Consider the following 18,084-nt stretch of genomic DNA (forward strand, 5'->3'; position numbering starts at 1 on the left):
AATTGACATTTTTGTTACCTTTGTCTTTTAAATAAATTTGAGATGTCTAAAAAATTAATCGTAACAGGTTCGATGGGTCTTATTGGCTCAGAAGTAAGTGAATATTTCTTAGAAAAAGGATGGGAAGTACACGGGATTGACAACAACCAGCGTGCTATATTCTTTGGCTTACAAGGGGATAATTCTTCCAACAAAGACCGATTGGCAAAATATGGCAGTCAATACAAATTGTACACGAACATTGACATTCGTGATCGCCAAGCCATTTTAGACATTATTCCTCAAATCAAACCCGATGCAATCGTTCATACGGCAGCTCAGCCTAGCCATGACCGTGCCGCTTCGATTCCCTTTGAAGATTTTGATACCAATGCCGTAGGGACATTCAATTTATTAGAATCCCTTCGTCGTTATTCGACAGAAGTACCATTCGTACATTTGTCGACCAATAAAGTATATGGTGATGCTCCTAACAACATCAAAATGAAGGAGTTAGAAACTCGCTTTGATTATGATGATGCAGCCTACGAACATGGTATTGCTGAGCATTTCAGCATTGACCAATCGAAGCACTCCTTGTTCGGAGCATCCAAGGTTTCCGCAGATATTTCCGTGCAAGAATACGGCCGTTATTTCAATATGCCTACCGCTTGTTTGCGTGGGGGATGTTTAACAGGACCGAATCACGCAGGCGTTGAATTACACGGTTTCTTGAGCTACTTGATCAAATGCAACATTGAAGAACGCGAATACAGCGTTTTTGGATACAAAGGCAAGCAGGTTCGTGACAACATTCACTCCTATGATGTCGCTCGTTTCATCGAGGAATTCATCAAGGCGCCACGCGTAGCTGAGGTGTACAACATCGGTGGAGGAAAAGACAATTCTGTTTCGATTTTAGAAGCGTTTGACTTGATTGCTAAAATTTCAGGCAAGCCCATGAAATATAAATATGTGGACCAAAACCGCATCGGTGATCACATTTGCTATTACAGTGATTTGCGCAAAATGAAGGCGCATTACCCAAATTGGGACATTACGAAATCATTGGAAGATGTTTTTGTTGACATCTACAACCGTTACATGGAAGCATGAAAATATTAATTACAGGAGGTTGCGGCTTCGTAGGTTCAAACCTTGCCGTTTTATTCAAACAATATTACACGGATTCTGAAGTCTATTGCTTAGATAATTTATCGCGCAGAGGCTCAGAAGTCAACTTGCAAAAAGTGCTCGCAGCCGGCGGCCAATTTGTGCATGGCGATGTGCGTGTAAAAACGGATTTCGACCGTATTCCTGCCGTTGAAATCGTGATTGATGCAGCTGCAGAACCTTCTGTGTTAGCCGGAAAAGTTCCGGGAGAATTAGAAAACTTAATTGACACCAACTTAAACGGGACAATTAACACGCTTTATTTTGCCAAAAAACATCAAGCGGCAATCATTTTCCTTTCAACTTCTCGCGTTTATCCTTACGATACCCTCGCTGAAGCCAATTTAGTTGCTTCCCCGAAGCGCTTTAATCTATCAAACGACCAAGCGTTGAAAGGCTTGTCGGAGCAAGGCGTAGCCGAAAACTATCCGTTAGAAGGTTTACGTTCGTTATATGGAGCGACCAAATTAGCGTCTGAATACTTCATCCAAGAATTCGCGCATAATTTTGGTCTACCTGCCGTGATTAACCGTTGTGGCGTATTAAGTGGCCCCTATCAAATGGGCAAAATTGACCAAGGCGTTATCGTACTTTGGATGGCCAAACATTTCTGGAAAGGTCGTTTGGGGTACATTGGCTATGGTGGTTTAGGCCAACAAGCCCGCGATGTGTTGCATGTTCGTGATTTATTCCGCTTGGTTCAGTGGCAGATTGCTAATTTAGGATTGCAAAAAGGTCAAATTTTCAACGTAGGAGGAGGTCTTGAAAACACCGTTTCCTTAGCAGAGTTGACTGATTTATGTACACAAATCACCGGAAATACGATTGAAATGGGCTCATCGCTAGAAAACAGACCTGGCGACTTACCTATTTACATTACTGATAACAGCAAAATCACAGAGTTTAGTGGCTGGAAACCTGAAATAAGCGTATCTACCCTACTTCAAGAAGTTCATGAGTGGTTCATCGCAGATGAGGCCTCATTAAAAGCCATTTTAGCATAATGAAATTAAGCATCGTTCTCCCAGCATATAATGAAGAAGGTTCCATCGAGGAAACCTTGCGCACACTTTATGCCAAATTGCAGGAAGAACAAATTGACCACGAAATCGTCGTTGTCAATGATAATTCAAAGGATAATACACTCGGCTTACTGACAACAATTCAGGAAACTATCCCGACCTTAGTTGTACACACCAATCATGGTCCCAATGGTTTTGGCTATGCCATTCGTTATGGGCTTGAGCGATTTCAAGGAGACTGTGTGGCGATTATGATGTCCGACTTATCGGATGACCCAGCAGATCTTGTTGCGTTCTACCGGAAGATGGTTGCTGAAAATTTAGACTGCGTATTTGGCTCCCGGTTCATTCGCGGCGGAGCGACCTATGACTATCCGAAACATAAATACTTAATTAACCGCTTTGCCAATACTTTGATTCGTTTATTATTAGGTATGTCCTACAACGACTCGACCAATGCATTTAAATTATATAAGAAAACAACGATTTTGGGCTTAAAACCCTTCCTTTCAGCCCATTTTAACCTGACGATTGAACTGCCATTGAAAGCCATCATACGTGGTTATTCATACGGCGTGCTACCGAATTCCTGGCGAAATAGAAAGGCTGGAGAGTCAAATCTGAAGATCAAAGAAATGGGAAGTCGCTACCTGTTTATCTTGCTTTATGTCATTATCGAAAAGTATTTATCGCGTAATGACTATTTGAAAAGAGAGGCTTAAGATGAAACCGACGAGAAACAATATATTTCTTTGCTTCTCCGCAATTCCCATTGTTATCCATTTCTATTTATTGAATCAAACGATTATCAACTTCCCAGGCTGGGGAGATGATTTTCTCTTTGTTGAATTAATCGAACATTATCAAAAGGACTCATGGCGTGATTTTGGGGGTTTTCTTTTCAAACCGCATAATCAGATTCACATTCTATTTTTCGGAAAGGTATTTACCTTATTTGCTTATCTAATTTTTGGTAGTCTTCAGTTTAAGTACATCATCCTGCTCGGGAACCTTCTCCTGCTTGGCATCGCAACCTTTTTTTATAAATACCTCCAAGCGCAAAAATTCAGCACAGCCCATTTTATATCCATCACATGTATCCTTTTCGCTCCTATGGCGAGCATTGATCAGTATAATTTGATAGGGGTGCTCCAACATACCGGCTCGCTGTTTTTTTTAACCCTCATCGCATATTTAGCTGCCAGTAGAAAACACTCCGTTATCTTGTGCATCGCGGCTGTATGTTACCCGCTTGTTTCTACGGAAGGATGGGCCATGTTGCCGCTACTGACCGTTTACATGTATCTAACTAAACATCCGTTGAAGAAATTGATGTTATTTTTGAGCATTATAGGCATCAGTATCTTCGGCTATTTTCTCGCGCAACATCCTCAGCCAGGTGAAGCCAAGTCCTTTGTAAATGTCCTTTTTCAAGCCCCAATTGCCCTTTTAAGCTTTTTAGGAAACACGGCTTGGCCCATATCAGACAGCTATAAAATCGGACTAAATGCCCTTTGGGGAGCTATATTAGTATTCCTCAGCCTCTATTTTTTACGTAAAAACAAACAATGGGAAATGCCAGGGCTGCTTTGGTTACAAATACTAGCAACCGGAGCAATGATTTGCATTGGTCGAAGTCAAGGAAACTCCATTACGACCCTCATTCTATCCGAGCGTTTTTATACTTATGCCAGTTTCGCCATGATCGGAACCTACCTTTTGGGCATTCCGCATTTCAACAAGTCTAACATCAGGCTGAATATGATCCTGCTGTTTTCTTGCCTGTATTTTATTGGATCCTTGTATTATTGGACCAAACGTCAGGATGCGCTGCACAATCGATTACGCGCAGATATTACAAACGCATACCAATCGGCAAGTTTATTAAATTACCCCGCCGCACCCGAGCAAATTCGCATGCTGATGGAGGCAAAATATTTTCAAGTCGACAAAGAAGCTTTGCTTACTTACCCGCTAGAAAGTCCGACGAAATTCCAAGCATTAAAAAGCTATTCGCTTGACGAAAGAAATGGACAACTAAGCTTACAGCTCAATGACATTCCGGAAAAAGTATTGGAGGCCGACCAACGCTGGTTGGCCATTCAATCCGTGACAAATCCAGATTCCTCCTACCTCGTATCATTTATCCGCGACCAAGCTAAAAAACCACGTTTGGTGCATATCAACTCGCTTCAGCTTACAAATCTGCGGGGAAAAAACATTTGGCTTTATACGCAAAAAGCGAATGGAACGAAGTTAACACAATACCTGGGCAGCCTGTAATTAGTTGGAATTCTGAAAAGTTTATCCTTACTTCGAAAAAATTAAACCAAAAAACTTACACACATGAAACTACTTAAACATGTACCCGCAGCATTGCTCGCCTTCTTATTTCTATTCGGCGGATTGAACTTTTTCTTTCATTTTGTGCCGGACCCGGTTTTAACAGGAAAACAACTCGACTTCATGGTCTTGTTCGGTGGGTCAGGCTACATGACGGTCATCAAAGTATTGGAGGTAATCGGGGGGCTATTGATTTTATTCCCTGCACACCGCGCGAAAGCAGTCCTAATCTTAGGACCTATCGCTGTGAATATTCTATTATTTGAAATCTACATTGCCGGAGCTGTAGGTGTTGGAGCCGTTGTTGTATTATTGGTATTAGCTCAAGCATTTATCGACAAAGATAAATTCAAAGCACTTTTATAATGAAAAAGGCCATCCTTCAGTTGACGGATGGCCTTTTTTTATCCCAGCAAATATTGCTTAAAACCTTCAAAGTCGGTTCCCATCGGGATCGACTTTTTTTGTTTATCCAAAAGCTCCGCCAAACGTGCGGGAACCTCTACGCTCGTTCCCAACGTTGACTCCACCGTAGGCAAGAATTTCGCATAATGCGCCGTAGACAATAATACACTATAATAATCACCTGGGTATTCCGCAGCATATTGCAACAAACCATCATAAGCAACGGCCGTATGCGGACACATCACATAGCCGGTTCGTTGGTATACATCCAGCATGATTTCCTTCGTCTTTTCGTCGGTGGTATCGTAGCCCTTGACGATTTTACGTACCTGTTCGATTTCCTCGCCGGCCAACAAACGCATGCGAATAAAATTCGAAGGAGCGCCTACATCCATCGCATTCGAAATGGTTTCGACCGAAGGTTTTGGTTCATATTTTCCTGTTGCCAAATAATCTGGCACCGGATGATTCGCATTACATGCCGCTACAAATGCATGAACGGGTAAGCCCATTTGATAAGCCATTAAACCTGCACTCAAGTTTCCGAAATTACCCGACGGTACACTGAAAACCACAGGCTTCGTAACACCTTGCTTACGCAATGCCGCATAGGCCGCGAAATAATAAAAGGACTGTGGGATCAAACGAGCAATATTAATGGAATTCGCAGATGCCAAATTAAACGCGGAACGCAAATCTGAATCCAAAAATGCCTGCTTTACTAATCGTTGGCAATCATCAAACGTTCCATCAATCTCCAAAGCTGTTACATTGCCACCTAAGGTCGTCAACTGCTTCTCTTGAATATCGGAAACCTTGCCTGTTGGATACAAAATCGTGACCGAAATCCCAGGAGTATTGTAAAATCCTTGCGCAACTGCACCGCCGGTATCACCCGAAGTGGCTACTAAAATGCGGATTTCTCTTTTGGCCTTCACTAAATAATGCGACATGATTGCCGCCATAAAGCGCGCACCAAAATCTTTAAATGCCATGGAAGGACCATGAAACAACTCTAATACACCTACATTTTCTTCCAAGGAAACCACCGGCGCATCAAAAGTCATCGACGTGTCGATAATTCCATCAATTTCAGCATCCGTTAAGTCGGCCCCCAACAAATTCTTGCAAACGGCTTTGGCAATTTGCGGCAAAGAAAGTGTGTGGATGGATTCAAAAAACGAAGCCGGCATCGCAGGAATTTCATAAGGCATGTACAAACCGTTATCCGGCGGCAAGCCTCTAAAAATTGCTTCCTGCAAATCTACATCGGCACTTTCGTGTTGTGTGCTGTATAATTTCATAATACTAATTTATCACCTTGTAAGTTCGGTAACACGTCATAACGATCCCGCTCCAAACAAAACGTAATATCTTTTTCAATGCCCAATCCCAATAAACGATTCACGTGGGAAGAATGCTTCACGGCCGTAATTAAGTCGCTGGATGCTAAATTGTATTGCTTCCAAGCCATCAATGCCGCATCGTCTGCGACGCTGTATTGACCCACAAGCTCATCAATGAGCGCCCCCGCAAACAAGGTATCTTCTAAATTCGGCTTCCCTTTCCAGCCTGCGCAAACCACGATGGCATCCCCAGACCAAGCTTTCAAAGCTCGAACCACTGAGGAAATATTCAAAAAAGCCCCCACATACACTTGAGCAGCCTGCACGGAACGACGCAAAGCAACAGTTCCATTCGTCGTCGTCACACAGATTTTTGCACCATTTACGCGATCCACCTGATAGGAAAAAGGGGAATTATCAAAATCAAATCCCGCCGGCGTCACACCATTGCGTTCCGCAGAAATCAAATAACCTTGCTCCCGATGCGAGGCACAAACATCCACATCTTCTACAGGAATAATTTCGACAGCGCCATGCGCGAAAGCTGTAACCATACATGAGGTCGCTCGAAAAACATCGACAACAACGACCGCTTTCCCCGCTAAATCATAGAGGTGAATTAAATCTGGCGACAAACAAACATCGACTTTCTGCATATTATACAAATGGCATTTTAACGATTTCAGCCTTCAAAGCCTTCTCGCGAATGGATATAAAAATTTCTGAACCCTGGTGTGCCGTAGACACATAACCCATACCGATTCCCTTCGAAAGCGTAGGCGATTGTGTACCTGAAGTAACCTCACCAATCACCTCACCCGCTGCATTTAAAATCGGATAATGCTGACGCGGAATCCCACGATCAATCATCTCAAAGCCAACTAATTTCTTCGAAGGACCAGCCGCTTTAATCGCCGCATGGTGATCTTTCATAATGAAATCTTTGTTGAAAGAAGTAATCCAACCTAAACCCGCTTCGATGGGTGAAGTCGTGTCATCAATGTCATGACCATACAAACAATAGCCCTTTTCCGTACGCAAGGTATCCCGCGCACCCAAACCGATCGGCTGAATACCTTCCGAAGCTCCTGCCGCAAAAATGGCATTCCACATCGCTAAGGCATTTTCATTCTTCACATAGATTTCAAATCCGCCAGCTCCCGTATAACCCGTATTCGAGATGATCACATCATCAAATCCGGCCATAGAACCAATTTTGAAGGTATAATAGGGCATCGCCGACAAATCAACAGCCGTCAATGTTTGTAAAACACCCGCTGCCTTAGGACCCTGAACGGCAAATAATGAATATTCCGAACTTGCATTCGTCATCTCAACCCCGAAGGTATTGTGCGAAGAAATCCAGTTCCAATCTTTATCAATGTTGGACGCATTCACGACCAATAAATATTCGTTATCCCGAATTTTATAAACCAATAAGTCATCGACAATACCGCCTGTTGCGTTTGGCAAACAAGAATATTGCACTTTACCATCCACTAATTTCGAAGCGTCATTCGAAGTAACATATTGAATCAAATCCAAAGCCTTCTCCCCTTTCAAGAAAAATTCTCCCATGTGACTCACATCAAAAACACCCACTCCATTGCGAACACAATTGTGCTCTTCGATCAGGTTTGTGTAAAGCACCGGCATGTTATATCCCGCGAAAGGAACCATTTTCGCACCCAAAGCGACGTGCGTATCATTCAAATGTACTTGCAATAATTCTTCCATTATTCTCGGTATAAAACTTGTAAAAGTGTTTGGCCCACGGTTTTCAACGTGGATTTGTCGATGTTCGATAAATTATCTTGATGCGTGTGGTGGTAAGATCCAAAATCAAATCCGCCATTCACGGGACGTAAATCGATGATATCTATCATCTGAATTTTGGCAACTTCATTCACGGCAGTATGGTCATCGGATATTCCAAATGCATCCGCGTCGATGAACTGACCCGCATACCCTAAATCGGAGGCTGTTGACCAAATCGAGCGAACTAAACCCGGTGCATATTGCATCGAAGTACCCTCATGCGGGAAAACCGCGCCTTTGGCACCCACCATATCCAATAAAATTCCATAGTAAGGGCGGTAGTTTTCTGGCATCAAATGAGCCGCCCAATATTGTGAGCCTAGGGCCCAACTTAATGGATTCCCTGCCTCCATGTCATGCGGTTCCCCATGATCTTCCAAGTCGAAAAACACGAAATCTACGCCTACCGCAGGCTTCTCTTTTGTCTCTGATAATACGCGCGCCAATTCAATCATAACCCCTACACCCGATGCACCATCATTCGCAGCATCGATCGGTTCATCTTTGCGAACAGAATCCTTATCGGCGATCGAACGTGAATCCCAGTGCGCGGCAATCAATATGCGTTTTGTTGCGGCAGGGTTAAACGATGCGATGATATTAATGCCTTGCAATTTTTTTCCATCATAGCGATTCGCCTCAAATGGCTGCTCAGATACTTGCAAACCATAGGATTTCATCTTCGCTACAATCCATGCTCCACAGGCTTTTTGCGCGGGAGAATTGGGTACACGAGGCCCGAAAGCTACTTGTTTGGCAATAAAGGCATAGGCCGAATCCGCGGCAAATTCCGGTGTTGGAACTAAACTAGGAGCCGATGCGGTTTCTTGAGTACCTGTTTGGAAAGATTGGTATCCGTAATAAACTCCAGAAAGAACGAGGAGTACCAATAACAATAGCGCAATGCGGGAGCGATTCATCCCGTAAAGATACAAATAAGGTTTTAAGATTTGAAACGCTGTGAAGGTTATGTACCTTGCAGGCTAATAGAAAATAATTATGGGAAGGAACCCAAAAGAGGAGAAGTTTTTTCAAGGACTCCAAAAAGAAGTATTGGACTTTTTCGAATTGAACGACTACCGTTCATACTCGTTAAATCAGATTCATAAAGCGTTCGCCATTCGCGATCGCAAGACAAAAGAAATTTACGGCGATGTATTAAATCGCTTGGCTTCGGATGGCCGATTAATCCGCCAGGAAGATGGCAATTTTCGCTTTGACAACGAATCATTTGTTGTGGAAGGTCGCGTAGACCACGTCAATTCGCGTTTTGCGTTTGTCGTGGTAGAGGGAGAAGGAAAGGATATTTGGGTGGCGACTGCCGACTTAAATAATGCCAAAGATGGTGACCGAGTACGTGTACAAGCACGCAAGCCTTCAGAAAAAAAGAAGAACGACCGCCCTGAGGGGGAAGTCATTGAGATTTTAGAACGCGGATCAACGGATGTAGTTGGCGTAATTCAGGTGACACCACATTATGCATTTCTGATCCCGGATTCCAAGAAAATCTACGAAGATATCTACGTGCCGCGCACAGAAGTAATGGGCGCTAATCATCTAGACAAAGTAATCGTCGAAGTTACCCGTTGGGGTAGCCCAGGCAAAAAAGCAGAAGGTCGGGTGATTAAAGTATTAGGTAAAGCAGGCGAAAACGAGACAGAAATGCACTCGATTTTAGCGGAATTTGGCTTACCCTATGAATTTCCTGCTGACGTAGAATACGCCGCAGAATCTATCAACACGACGATTCCAAAAGAAGAAATCAAAAAACGCCGCGATATGCGGAAGGTTTTGAGTTTCACGATTGACCCGATTGATGCCAAAGATTTTGACGATGCATTAAGCTATGAAGTCTTGAAAAATGGCAATGTGGAGATTGGTGTTCACATCGCCGATGTTTCCCATTATGTGAAACCGGGTAGTTTATTGGATCAAGAGGCTTACAAACGCGCAACTTCTGTCTATTTAGTGGATCGCGTGGTGCCGATGTTGCCCGAAAAATTATCTAATGGCCTTTGTTCATTACGACCTAATGAAGACAAATTAACGTTTTCAGCCGTATTTGAATTTGATACGAATGGTGTAATTCTCAAAGAATGGTTTGGAAGAACGGTGATCCATTCCGATCGTCGCTTTGCTTATGAACAAGCCCAAGAATTAATTGAGCACACAGGTGAGGTAACGGATTCTTACGAGCCCATCATCAAGGCTTTGAATCAATTAGCACACAAATTGCGTGATGCACGTTTTGCACATGGCTCCGTGAATTTTGAGACGGCAGAAGTTCGTTTTGAATTGGATGCTGATGGCAAGCCGATAGCAGTACATCCTCGCGTTCGTAAAGATGCGCATAAATTGATCGAGGAATTTATGTTATTGGCTAATAAGCGTGTGGCGACTTATGTGCATGATTTAAAGAAAACGGATCCGCGTAATACGATGGTTTACCGGGTGCATGAGGCTCCGGATCCAGAGAAATTACGGGTATTCTCGACATTCGCGAAGAAATTCGGATATCAAGTAACCACAGAACCTAAGCAGGTAAGTAAATCATTCAATGCTTTGATGGAATCCATTGAAGGCAAAGGCGAGGAGCATGTCTTGCAGAGTTTAGCTGTGCGGACCATGTCCAAAGCACGATACAGCACAGATGCGATTGGCCACTTTGGTTTGGCATTTCCGTTCTATTCACACTTTACGAGTCCGATTCGTCGGTACCCGGATGTGATGACACACCGTTTGCTCCAACATTATTTAGATGGAGGTGCTTCTCCGGAGCGCGCACCCTTGGAAATTCAATGTAAGCATTCGTCGGATCGCGAGAAATTAGCGGCTGATGCGGAACGTGCGTCGATTAAATACAAGCAAGTGGAATACATGAGTTTGCATGAACCTCAGATTTTTGATGGTATCATTACAGGCGTCACAGAATTTGGTTTGTTTGTGGAAATCGGCGATACCTCTTGCGAAGGATTGGTTCGCATGGTGGATTTAAATGACGACTTCTACGATTTAGATAAAGACAATTACCGGATTGTGGGTAAATCCAACGGACGTGTCTTTACGTTTGGCGATGCCGTAAAAGTCAAAGTTCGTGATACGAATTTGGCTAAAAGAACCATCGATTTAGAAATGGTGGGGATGCGTGGAGCAGGAGCTTATGCGAATAACCGCTCACGGAAACGTGATATGCCACGCGGTGCACGAAGTTCGAAAGTAATTCCGAGAGGAAAACGAAGAAGATAATAGGAAGCCCTTGATGAAAATTGAGGGCTTTTTTTATAGGGGTACACCCGCTTGAAACGTGATTTCAGTCGCAATGCCCATGGCGCTAAAACGAAAGGCAATCGATTTGGCTTGGGATGCCTTTTGATTACAATGTGGACCTGGCTCCAGAAAATAGATGTAATATTCTTGGTTCCGATCGGCTAATTGCTGGATATCGGGTTTGCCAAGAATATCCTCCATGTTATTTGACGTTGTCCCACGCAATTCCATCTTATGCGCTTTTAACCAGGCAACTTGCTTCGCTCGTTGGCCATTGCAGCCGCCTCTATCCATTTTAAACGCTTCCGCGTCAAAACCTGTTAAATCAGGTTGGTGCGTACAAGCGGAAATCAAAAAAGTAAGGAGGATAAAAAGTAGGTACTTCATGGCTGGGGGTTAGCAATACAAATTAAAGAAATGTCCCTAACTTGCACAAGTGAACATATTAATCTGCCCCGACAAATTCAAAGGATCTTTAAGTGCCCATGAAGCAGCCGAAGCGCTTGCCAAAGGTATCCTTAATAAACGGAAAAAATCCAGTATTCAATGTATTCCTTTGGCCGATGGCGGGGAGGGAACCTTGGAGGTTGTCCAACAAATGCACGGCGGGCAATGGATTTCCGTTCAGGTCAACGATCCACTCTATCGGCCTATTGAAGCATCTTATTTGTGGTTGGCCGACCAAAAAACAGCCTACATCGAAATGGCGCGTGCATCAGGCTTAGGTTTATTGCTGAAAAAAGAGCAGAATCCCTTAAAAACAAGTACGTTCGGGACGGGAGAATTAATTCGTCATGCGGCGGAAGCGGGTGCAACAAGCATCGTGTTGACGATCGGTGGTTCTGCAACCAATGATGCGGGAATTGGAATGGCTGCGGCATTAGGTTATTCATTTTTAGACGCCTCGGGTACAGCGCTTGAACCCATTGGTTCTGCACTTGAAAATATCACAGAAATCAAGGGATCAAACCCCTACGCACATATTCAGTTCATTGTGTTGAGCGATGTTTCCAATCCCTTACATGGTCCTCAAGGAGCTGCACAGGTTTATGCCAAACAAAAAGGGGCAAATGCCACGATGATTAAACAATTAGACAAAGGTCTAATTAATATGGGCCAATGGCTTCCCGCCGATATGCCAGGGGCAGGAGCTGCAGGAGGATTAGGTGCTGGAGCTGTCAATTTTTTAGGCGCGACTTTAGAGCCTGGTGCGGAATGGTTATTGAACAAGATTCACATCAACCGCGCTATTCGCAAGGCAGATTTTATCATCACGGGAGAAGGAAAAATAGACCAACAAAGCTGGTCGGGGAAATTAGTATCCAACATCGTGGATCGCGCCGACAAGCAATTAAAGCAATCTATATTAGTCTGTGGGCTATTTGAAGACCCGGAGAAAATCCCCTTGTTTCTTGACCCTAGGGATGTTTATAGCATCACGGATGTGGCTACTAGCTCAAAAGACGCGATGGAAAACGCAGCACTGTATTTAACTCAGATTGGGGAGGCGATTGCCTTAAAATACTTATAATTTCGCGAGTCTTTGGGCTGCTTCTTGAAGCATGTCGTCGTTTTTTGCGAAACAAAAACGCAGAATACGATCGGCTGAAGGCGTTTCATAAAAGACAGAGACAGGAATGGAGGCGACCTTGAGTTCGTGGGTCAGTCGGACCGCCAAATCTACATCTGCCTCATCACTAATTGCCGAATAATCCAAACATTGAAAAAAGCTACCCTGCGAAGGCAAAACCTTCCAGCGAGAACCGACGAAAAAAGAGGCGAATATGTCGCGCTTTTTTTGATAGAAATCGGATAAACCTAGATAATGGTCAGGTGTTTTCAGGTAATCAGCCAAGGCATATTGGAGCGGTGTCGCACTTGAAAAAGTGACCCATTGATGGAGCTTACGAAACTCACTTGTCAAATATTCGGGCGCTAAACAATATCCTATTTTCCAACCTGTAATGTGATACGTTTTTCCGAAAGAACCACAGACAAAACTACGTTTGCGCAACTCAGGATGCAATAAAACGGAGGCATGTTGGGCACCATCAAATACAATGTGTTCATACACCTCATCGGAAATAATCAGAATATTCGTCCCTTTCACGATGTCTGCAAAAGCATCTAAATCTTCCATAGACCAAACAGATCCTGTCGGATTATGCGGTGTATTCACCATGATCGCGCGCGTTTTGGGCGTAATCTTACGTGCCAATTCAGCCCAATCGATTCGAAATCCTTCGTTAGCCTTTAATTGAATGTGTATGGGAATACCACCCGCCAAACGCACGATGGGATCATAAGCATCATAAGAAGGATCGAACATAATCACCTCATCTCCCGGCGAAACACAGCAATGAACCGCGGCAAAAAGAGCCTCTGTAGCTCCGGAAACGACAGTCACTTCAGAATTCGCATCCAGATCCAACCCATAAAAAGCCTTCGTTTTTTCGGCAATGCTATTTCGCAAGGCCGGAACACCCGCCATAGGGGCATATTGATTAAATCCTTTGGAGTAAAATTTGAGTAATTCTTGCAACTCTTCGGAACAGTCGAAACCCGGAAAACCTTGCGAAAGATTCAGCGCCCCTTCCTCCAAGGCGAGTTGGGACATTTTGGTAAAAATCGTGGTTTGAACCTGCGGCTGTTTAGAAGGAAAATGAATCATGCTCTAATTTATCAAAGCTTCTCCATCATACCAAACTTGCTTCACCTGCAAATCGTCTGATAAATGGACAAAACAAGCGCGCTTCCCGACCTCAATAGTCCCTAAATCATGCAAATTTGCCACTTCCGCGGGATATACCGTTGCCATGCGAATGGCCTCCTCGGTGGAAATCCCTGCTTTATGAACACAATTTCGGATGGCCTCGTCCATGGTCAGCGCGGATCCGGAAAGGACACCGGCCTCATTCGTGAAACGTGCACCATTTTTGGAAAAAACATAGGGCCCCGACTCGTCGTGCGTGACGGCATCCGTAATTAAAAAGAGTTTTTCGCCTTTGAGTTGTTTGGCCAAACGTAAGGACTCAAAATCACAATGCAGTCCATCGGCGATGATACTTGTCCAGGCATCCGAACGAAAGCTGGCGCCAACCAATCCTAAAGCCCGACTTTGCCATTGCGACATCGCATTAAACAAATGCGTGATGCGTGAAATGCCGGCTTTTTGCGCTTGCTCAAACGTCGCATCCGAATGACCCATGGAACACATGATGTGGCTGTTTTTCAATAAATCCAGCACCTCCGGTTTAAACATTTCTGGTGCGATGGTCATGTAGGTGGGAAGGCCGTTCGTGCGTTCAATGATTTCTTTCACAAAATCTATGGTGGGTTCTTGAACAAATGCCTCTTGGTGCGCGCCTCGTTTTACCGGATTAAAAAAGGGGCCTTCGAGATGTAAGCCCACAAGTCCATTCCCTTTATAATGTTGACATGCATCGATGGCTGCCCACATGCTGCTTTTGGGAGAACAATTTAGGGTAATCTGAAAAGCGATTGTACCGGTTTTCGCATGCTCATCGAAGGTGGCTTGAATCGCCTCTTCCGTCTGATGATTCGAAAAAAGAATTCCTCCACCTCCATAGACTTGTAAGTCGATGAAGCCCGGAACCAAGAATCCATCGGCTACTCCGTCGGCCGCTCGATCGAGTGATTTGATTCGCCCGTCTTCGATGAAAATGGCTTGATTTTCCAACCAAGCTTGTCCGGTGAATACCTTTTTGAATATCAGTTTACTTGTCATTTTTGTCGTTTTTCTCCTGTACCTTTGGCAAACCTTGGAGGATTGCCAAAGGTAAGGGGGAGATTAGTAACCGGCAGCTTGTCCATCTTTACGCGATTCCGTCGCGCCAAAATACACCTTGCGAACAGGATCCCATTTGATACATTGATAACCTCCATAAATACCATTCAAATAACCCACTTGGTGGCCTTTTTGAAGCAATTCACGAATCACTTCGTAAGGATAGCCATATTCCAATGTAATCATACCGCCAGTTGGTTCCATCTTCTCTCCTGTAGGTTCTGAAGACCCCTCATGATTAATCCGCGGAAAATCTCCAGCCTCTTGCACATTCATCCCAAAATCCACCACATTCATCACAATTTGCACATGTCCCATCGGCTGGAATGCTCCACCCATCACCCCAAAACTCATAATCGGCTGACCGTCTTTCGTCATAAAAGCTGGAATAATCGTATGGAATGGACGTTTCCCTGGCGCATACGTATTGTTCTCCCCTTCCGTCAAACTATATAATTCCCCGCGATCCTGGAACATGAATCCCAAACCGTCAGGCATCATCCCCGAGCCAAAACCCCGGTAATTACTTTGAATCAATGAAACCATATTCCCATCCTTATCTGCCACCGTCAAATAAATGGTATCACCATCTTTCAAAGCTGGGTTACCTGCATCGAAATGTTTGGATGCACGATTTGGATTGATCAATTTCCGACGTTCCGCCGCATATTCCTCTGAGATAAGACTCTTCACCGGAATTTTGGCAAATTCTGGATCCGCATAATATTTCGCGCGATCTTCGAAAACCAGTTTTTTTGCCTCTGTAAATAAGTGGACATGCTCCGCGGAGCCAACCTTGATTTTAGAAAAATCATAGCCTTCTAAGATGTTCAACATCTGTAATGCAGCAATGCCTTGACCATTGGGGGGCAATTCCCACACGTCGTAGCCTCGGTAATTCACTGACACCGGATCAATCCATGTAGACGTATGCGTTGCTAAATCCTCATAGCTCAAAAAGCCTCCATTTTTCTTCATGAATGCATCCATCGTCCGCGCCATGTCGCCTTTGTAAAACGCATCGCGGCCTTCCCGACCAATCTTCTCGAGCGTATTCGCAAGGTTCGGATTCTTAAAAATATCTCCTTCGACAGGTACTTTCCCGGCAGGATAGTAGTGCTGGGCTACGTTCGGAAATTTACCATAATTCGCTTCGACGCGTGCTAAGGCAGAGGCAAATTCGCCATGAACTGGGAAGCCGTTGCGCGCATAGGAAACAGCCGCATTTAGCACCTTATTCATGGGCATCGACCCGAATTTTTTATGTAACTCAAACCAAGCATCCACAGCACCGGGAACAGAAACAGGAAGGGGCCCCAAAGAAGGAATATGCGTTAATCCACGCTTTTTAAATTCGGCTAAAGTCAGGGATTTCGGCGAGCGACCCGAACCATTTAAACCGTATAGTTTTTTTGTTTTCGCATCCCAAACGATGGCAAATAAATCACCCCCGATTCCATTCACATGGGGTTCAACAACCCCTTCCATCGCATTCGCCGCAATGGCCGCATCGATGGCATTACCACCTGCTTTCAGTACGTCTAAAGCTGCTTGTGTGGATAAAGGATGTGACGTAGCAGCCATCCCGTTTTGGGCCATCACCTGTGAACGTGTTGCCCATAATTTTCCATAGGTTCTATCTTGTGCCTGTCCTAAAAAAGGTAATACGAGTAAGAGGAGAAGTTTTTTCATGTTGTTGATTTTGAGGGGGTAAATTAAGTTTTCATTCGTTGAAATACAATCTTTTTTTAATTAGTCGAAAATAGAATAACAAATCAACCTCTTTAATGTTAGCTTTCCATTCAAATTATAACCTAACCTAAAAAATAAGTAATGGAGGCCCCCGAAAAACCAATCAAGAGTAGGGAAATTATCATTTATTTATCATGAAAACATACCTAACTACCCACAAAACAATCATCTTTTTTTCATTAATTATTGGATTAATATTCATTCAAGGATGTGTTAACAAAAATGCTTTGGAATCCTCTGATGTAGGGATAGAAATCAAATCAGATGAAGTCTCTTTTGACTCTGTAAAAACCGATATCTCTAAGATTAGTTACTTATTAGGAGTTAATAAATATACGAAAAGTCGACAAAGCCAGCCCGATGAAATGACATTGGTCGTTGGGGGGAAAAACAACATCATAAACGGAGAGATTATCAACTTAAATAATTCAAAAATAGTTTTCAAAAAAATAACTGCACTAAGTTATACTCTTAATACCTATTTCAAGGATTGGGGATTAACTGCAAGTCTTTCCGTAGATAATGCAACAAACTCATTCATTATGAAATTAAATAATGTTTCATTTAACCTTCAAAAGAAGTTAGTCATGACAAGTCGGCAGCGTTTGGTGGCAATAATTTTATTAAACTACTATGATGAATTTCGCGTATCTAATCCATACCTTGTAAATGGTTCAATCATACGTAGTGAGAATGAATCCCCAATTGGTAAATCAATCTATTCATTTACGATTGGTTGGGGCTTTACAAGGGAGCAATCTATTGATGATGAACTCTCGGCTAGAGGTGGTTCTGTTGATGAAATAAAAAAATATGAATGCACATTACTTGGAACTAGTACTTCTTGTTTCTTTGAATCCTTAGGATGTGTTACGATTTCAACCTTCAAATGCAATATAGCTAGCTAATCATGAATCTAATTTCACCCGAATCCGCTCAATTATTTAGAATAATTGTTGGGGCAATAATTTTCTTATATTTCTTCATCGTCGCGCGGGCTATCAGGCAGATTTTTCAAACGAGTACCTTTTCCTATGTTCAAAAAATTAATTGGATCCTACTCGTCTTGTTCCTGCCATGTTGGGGAATAATCATCTATTATGCTGTAAATGCCTCCAAGAATTAAGGCATAGCAACAAAAAACCCTCGAACATTGTTCGAGGGTTTTTAC

Annotated in this window: 16 protein-coding genes; 8 read left to right on the plus strand and 8 right to left on the minus strand. The window is 43.4% G+C overall.

From position 1 onward, the window contains the following. The first annotated feature begins 42 nt into the window (after positions 1-42). The 5 genes from V7S75_RS00990 to V7S75_RS01010 all read left to right on the plus strand — a co-directional run bounded on the left by V7S75_RS00990 (position 43) and on the right by V7S75_RS01010 (position 4,883). Positions 43-1,095, plus strand: coding sequence for an NAD-dependent epimerase/dehydratase family protein (locus V7S75_RS00990; protein ID WP_315574749.1), 1,053 nt, complete (start codon positions 43-45; stop codon positions 1,093-1,095). Continuing rightward, a complete protein-coding gene (locus tag V7S75_RS00995) occupies positions 1,092-2,156 on the plus strand; it encodes an NAD-dependent epimerase/dehydratase family protein (RefSeq protein ID WP_459510829.1) in 1,065 nt (354 codons plus the stop codon). Before V7S75_RS00990 ends, V7S75_RS00995 begins: the two co-directional genes overlap by 4 nt. Beyond that, entirely contained in the window at positions 2,156-2,896 is a 741-nt protein-coding gene (locus tag V7S75_RS01000; RefSeq protein WP_459510830.1) for a glycosyltransferase family 2 protein, read from the plus strand. Before V7S75_RS00995 ends, V7S75_RS01000 begins: the two co-directional genes overlap by 1 nt. Before the next feature lies 1 nt (position 2,897). Then, on the plus strand, positions 2,898-4,457 hold the full coding sequence (locus V7S75_RS01005) for a hypothetical protein (RefSeq protein WP_459510831.1): 1,560 nt from the start codon (positions 2,898-2,900) through the stop codon (positions 4,455-4,457). A 63-nt stretch (positions 4,458-4,520) separates the two neighbouring features. Next, positions 4,521-4,883 (plus strand): hypothetical protein, encoded by a 363-nt coding sequence (locus tag V7S75_RS01010; RefSeq protein WP_459510832.1) that lies wholly within the window; start codon positions 4,521-4,523, stop codon positions 4,881-4,883. Between the two features lie 38 nt (positions 4,884-4,921). Here V7S75_RS01010 and thrC read toward each other — a convergent pair whose 3' ends face one another. Genes thrC through V7S75_RS01030 form a run of 4 tightly spaced genes read right to left on the minus strand, consistent with a single transcriptional unit; the run spans position 4,922 to position 9,006 of the window. Beyond that, positions 4,922-6,226 (minus strand): threonine synthase, encoded by a 1,305-nt coding sequence (gene thrC / locus V7S75_RS01015; RefSeq protein ID WP_459510833.1) that lies wholly within the window; start codon positions 6,224-6,226, stop codon positions 4,922-4,924. Further along, the gene (locus tag V7S75_RS01020; RefSeq protein ID WP_459510834.1) at positions 6,223-6,924 is read right to left on the minus strand and encodes a 2-phosphosulfolactate phosphatase; all 702 of its coding nucleotides are present in this window, start codon (positions 6,922-6,924) and stop codon (positions 6,223-6,225) included. Before V7S75_RS01020 ends, thrC begins: the two co-directional genes overlap by 4 nt. A gap of 1 nt (position 6,925) precedes the next feature. Next, positions 6,926-8,005 (minus strand): glycine cleavage system aminomethyltransferase GcvT, encoded by a 1,080-nt coding sequence (gene gcvT / locus V7S75_RS01025; RefSeq protein ID WP_459510835.1) that lies wholly within the window; start codon positions 8,003-8,005, stop codon positions 6,926-6,928. Beyond that, positions 8,005-9,006 (minus strand): M28 family peptidase, encoded by a 1,002-nt coding sequence (locus V7S75_RS01030; protein WP_459510836.1) that lies wholly within the window; start codon positions 9,004-9,006, stop codon positions 8,005-8,007. The genes gcvT and V7S75_RS01030 overlap by 1 nt, the downstream gene beginning before the upstream one ends. A 79-nt stretch (positions 9,007-9,085) precedes the next feature. Here V7S75_RS01030 and rnr point away from each other — a divergent pair, with 79 nt between their 5' ends. Further along, positions 9,086-11,332: a ribonuclease R gene (rnr, locus tag V7S75_RS01035; protein ID WP_459510837.1), complete on the plus strand. Its 2,247-nt coding sequence runs from the start codon at positions 9,086-9,088 to the stop codon at positions 11,330-11,332. A 33-nt stretch (positions 11,333-11,365) separates the two neighbouring features. Here the strand turns inward: rnr and V7S75_RS01040 are convergent, their stop codons facing one another. Next, positions 11,366-11,740: a hypothetical protein gene (locus V7S75_RS01040; protein WP_459510838.1), complete on the minus strand. Its 375-nt coding sequence runs from the start codon at positions 11,738-11,740 to the stop codon at positions 11,366-11,368. Positions 11,741-11,789: 49 nt separating this feature from the next. On the opposite strand from V7S75_RS01040, the gene V7S75_RS01045 reads away from it, so the two are divergent. Next, a complete protein-coding gene (locus tag V7S75_RS01045; RefSeq protein ID WP_459510839.1) occupies positions 11,790-12,884 on the plus strand; it encodes a glycerate kinase in 1,095 nt (364 codons plus the stop codon). Here V7S75_RS01045 and V7S75_RS01050 read toward each other — a convergent pair. The 3 genes from V7S75_RS01050 to ggt all read right to left on the minus strand — a co-directional run bounded on the left by V7S75_RS01050 (position 12,879) and on the right by ggt (position 16,853). Continuing rightward, positions 12,879-14,024 (minus strand): methionine aminotransferase, encoded by a 1,146-nt coding sequence (locus V7S75_RS01050; RefSeq protein ID WP_459510840.1) that lies wholly within the window; start codon positions 14,022-14,024, stop codon positions 12,879-12,881. The genes V7S75_RS01045 and V7S75_RS01050 overlap by 6 nt on opposite strands. 3 nt (positions 14,025-14,027) lie before the next feature. Then, positions 14,028-15,101, minus strand: a complete 1,074-nt coding sequence (nagA, locus tag V7S75_RS01055) for an N-acetylglucosamine-6-phosphate deacetylase (protein ID WP_459510841.1) — start codon at positions 15,099-15,101, stop codon at positions 14,028-14,030. A gap of 63 nt (positions 15,102-15,164) precedes the next feature. Beyond that, entirely contained in the window at positions 15,165-16,853 is a 1,689-nt protein-coding gene (gene ggt / locus V7S75_RS01060; RefSeq protein WP_459510842.1) for a gamma-glutamyltransferase, read from the minus strand. Between the two features lie 194 nt (positions 16,854-17,047). Here ggt and V7S75_RS01065 point away from each other — a divergent pair, with 194 nt between their 5' ends. Further along, complete coding sequence (locus V7S75_RS01065; RefSeq protein WP_459510843.1) at positions 17,048-17,821, plus strand: hypothetical protein; 774 nt, start codon at positions 17,048-17,050, stop codon at positions 17,819-17,821. Positions 17,822-18,084 lie beyond the last annotated feature (263 nt).

It is taken from the genome of Aquirufa sp. TARAVU-A1A, assembly GCF_054558675.1.

Excerpts from the sequence above, each read along its gene's own strand:
- V7S75_RS00990 (WP_315574749.1), top strand. The coding sequence starts at position 43 with ATGTCTAAAAAATTAATCGTAACAGGTTCGATGGGTCTTATTGGCTCA.
- V7S75_RS00995 (WP_459510829.1), top strand. The coding sequence starts at position 1,092 with ATGAAAATATTAATTACAGGAGGTTGCGGCTTCGTAGGTTCAAACCTT.
- V7S75_RS01000 (WP_459510830.1), top strand. The coding sequence starts at position 2,156 with ATGAAATTAAGCATCGTTCTCCCAGCATATAATGAAGAAGGTTCCATC.
- V7S75_RS01005 (WP_459510831.1), top strand. The coding sequence starts at position 2,898 with ATGAAACCGACGAGAAACAATATATTTCTTTGCTTCTCCGCAATTCCC.
- V7S75_RS01010 (WP_459510832.1), top strand. The coding sequence starts at position 4,521 with ATGAAACTACTTAAACATGTACCCGCAGCATTGCTCGCCTTCTTATTT.
- thrC (WP_459510833.1), bottom strand. The coding sequence starts at position 6,226 with ATGAAATTATACAGCACACAACACGAAAGTGCCGATGTAGATTTGCAG.
- V7S75_RS01020 (WP_459510834.1), bottom strand. The coding sequence starts at position 6,924 with ATGCAGAAAGTCGATGTTTGTTTGTCGCCAGATTTAATTCACCTCTAT.
- gcvT (WP_459510835.1), bottom strand. The coding sequence starts at position 8,005 with ATGGAAGAATTATTGCAAGTACATTTGAATGATACGCACGTCGCTTTG.
- V7S75_RS01030 (WP_459510836.1), bottom strand. The coding sequence starts at position 9,006 with ATGAATCGCTCCCGCATTGCGCTATTGTTATTGGTACTCCTCGTTCTT.
- rnr (WP_459510837.1), top strand. The coding sequence starts at position 9,086 with ATGGGAAGGAACCCAAAAGAGGAGAAGTTTTTTCAAGGACTCCAAAAA.
- V7S75_RS01040 (WP_459510838.1), bottom strand. The coding sequence starts at position 11,740 with ATGAAGTACCTACTTTTTATCCTCCTTACTTTTTTGATTTCCGCTTGT.
- V7S75_RS01050 (WP_459510840.1), bottom strand. The coding sequence starts at position 14,024 with ATGATTCATTTTCCTTCTAAACAGCCGCAGGTTCAAACCACGATTTTT.
- nagA (WP_459510841.1), bottom strand. The coding sequence starts at position 15,101 with ATGACAAGTAAACTGATATTCAAAAAGGTATTCACCGGACAAGCTTGG.
- ggt (WP_459510842.1), bottom strand. The coding sequence starts at position 16,853 with ATGAAAAAACTTCTCCTCTTACTCGTATTACCTTTTTTAGGACAGGCA.
- V7S75_RS01065 (WP_459510843.1), top strand. The coding sequence starts at position 17,048 with ATGAAAACATACCTAACTACCCACAAAACAATCATCTTTTTTTCATTA.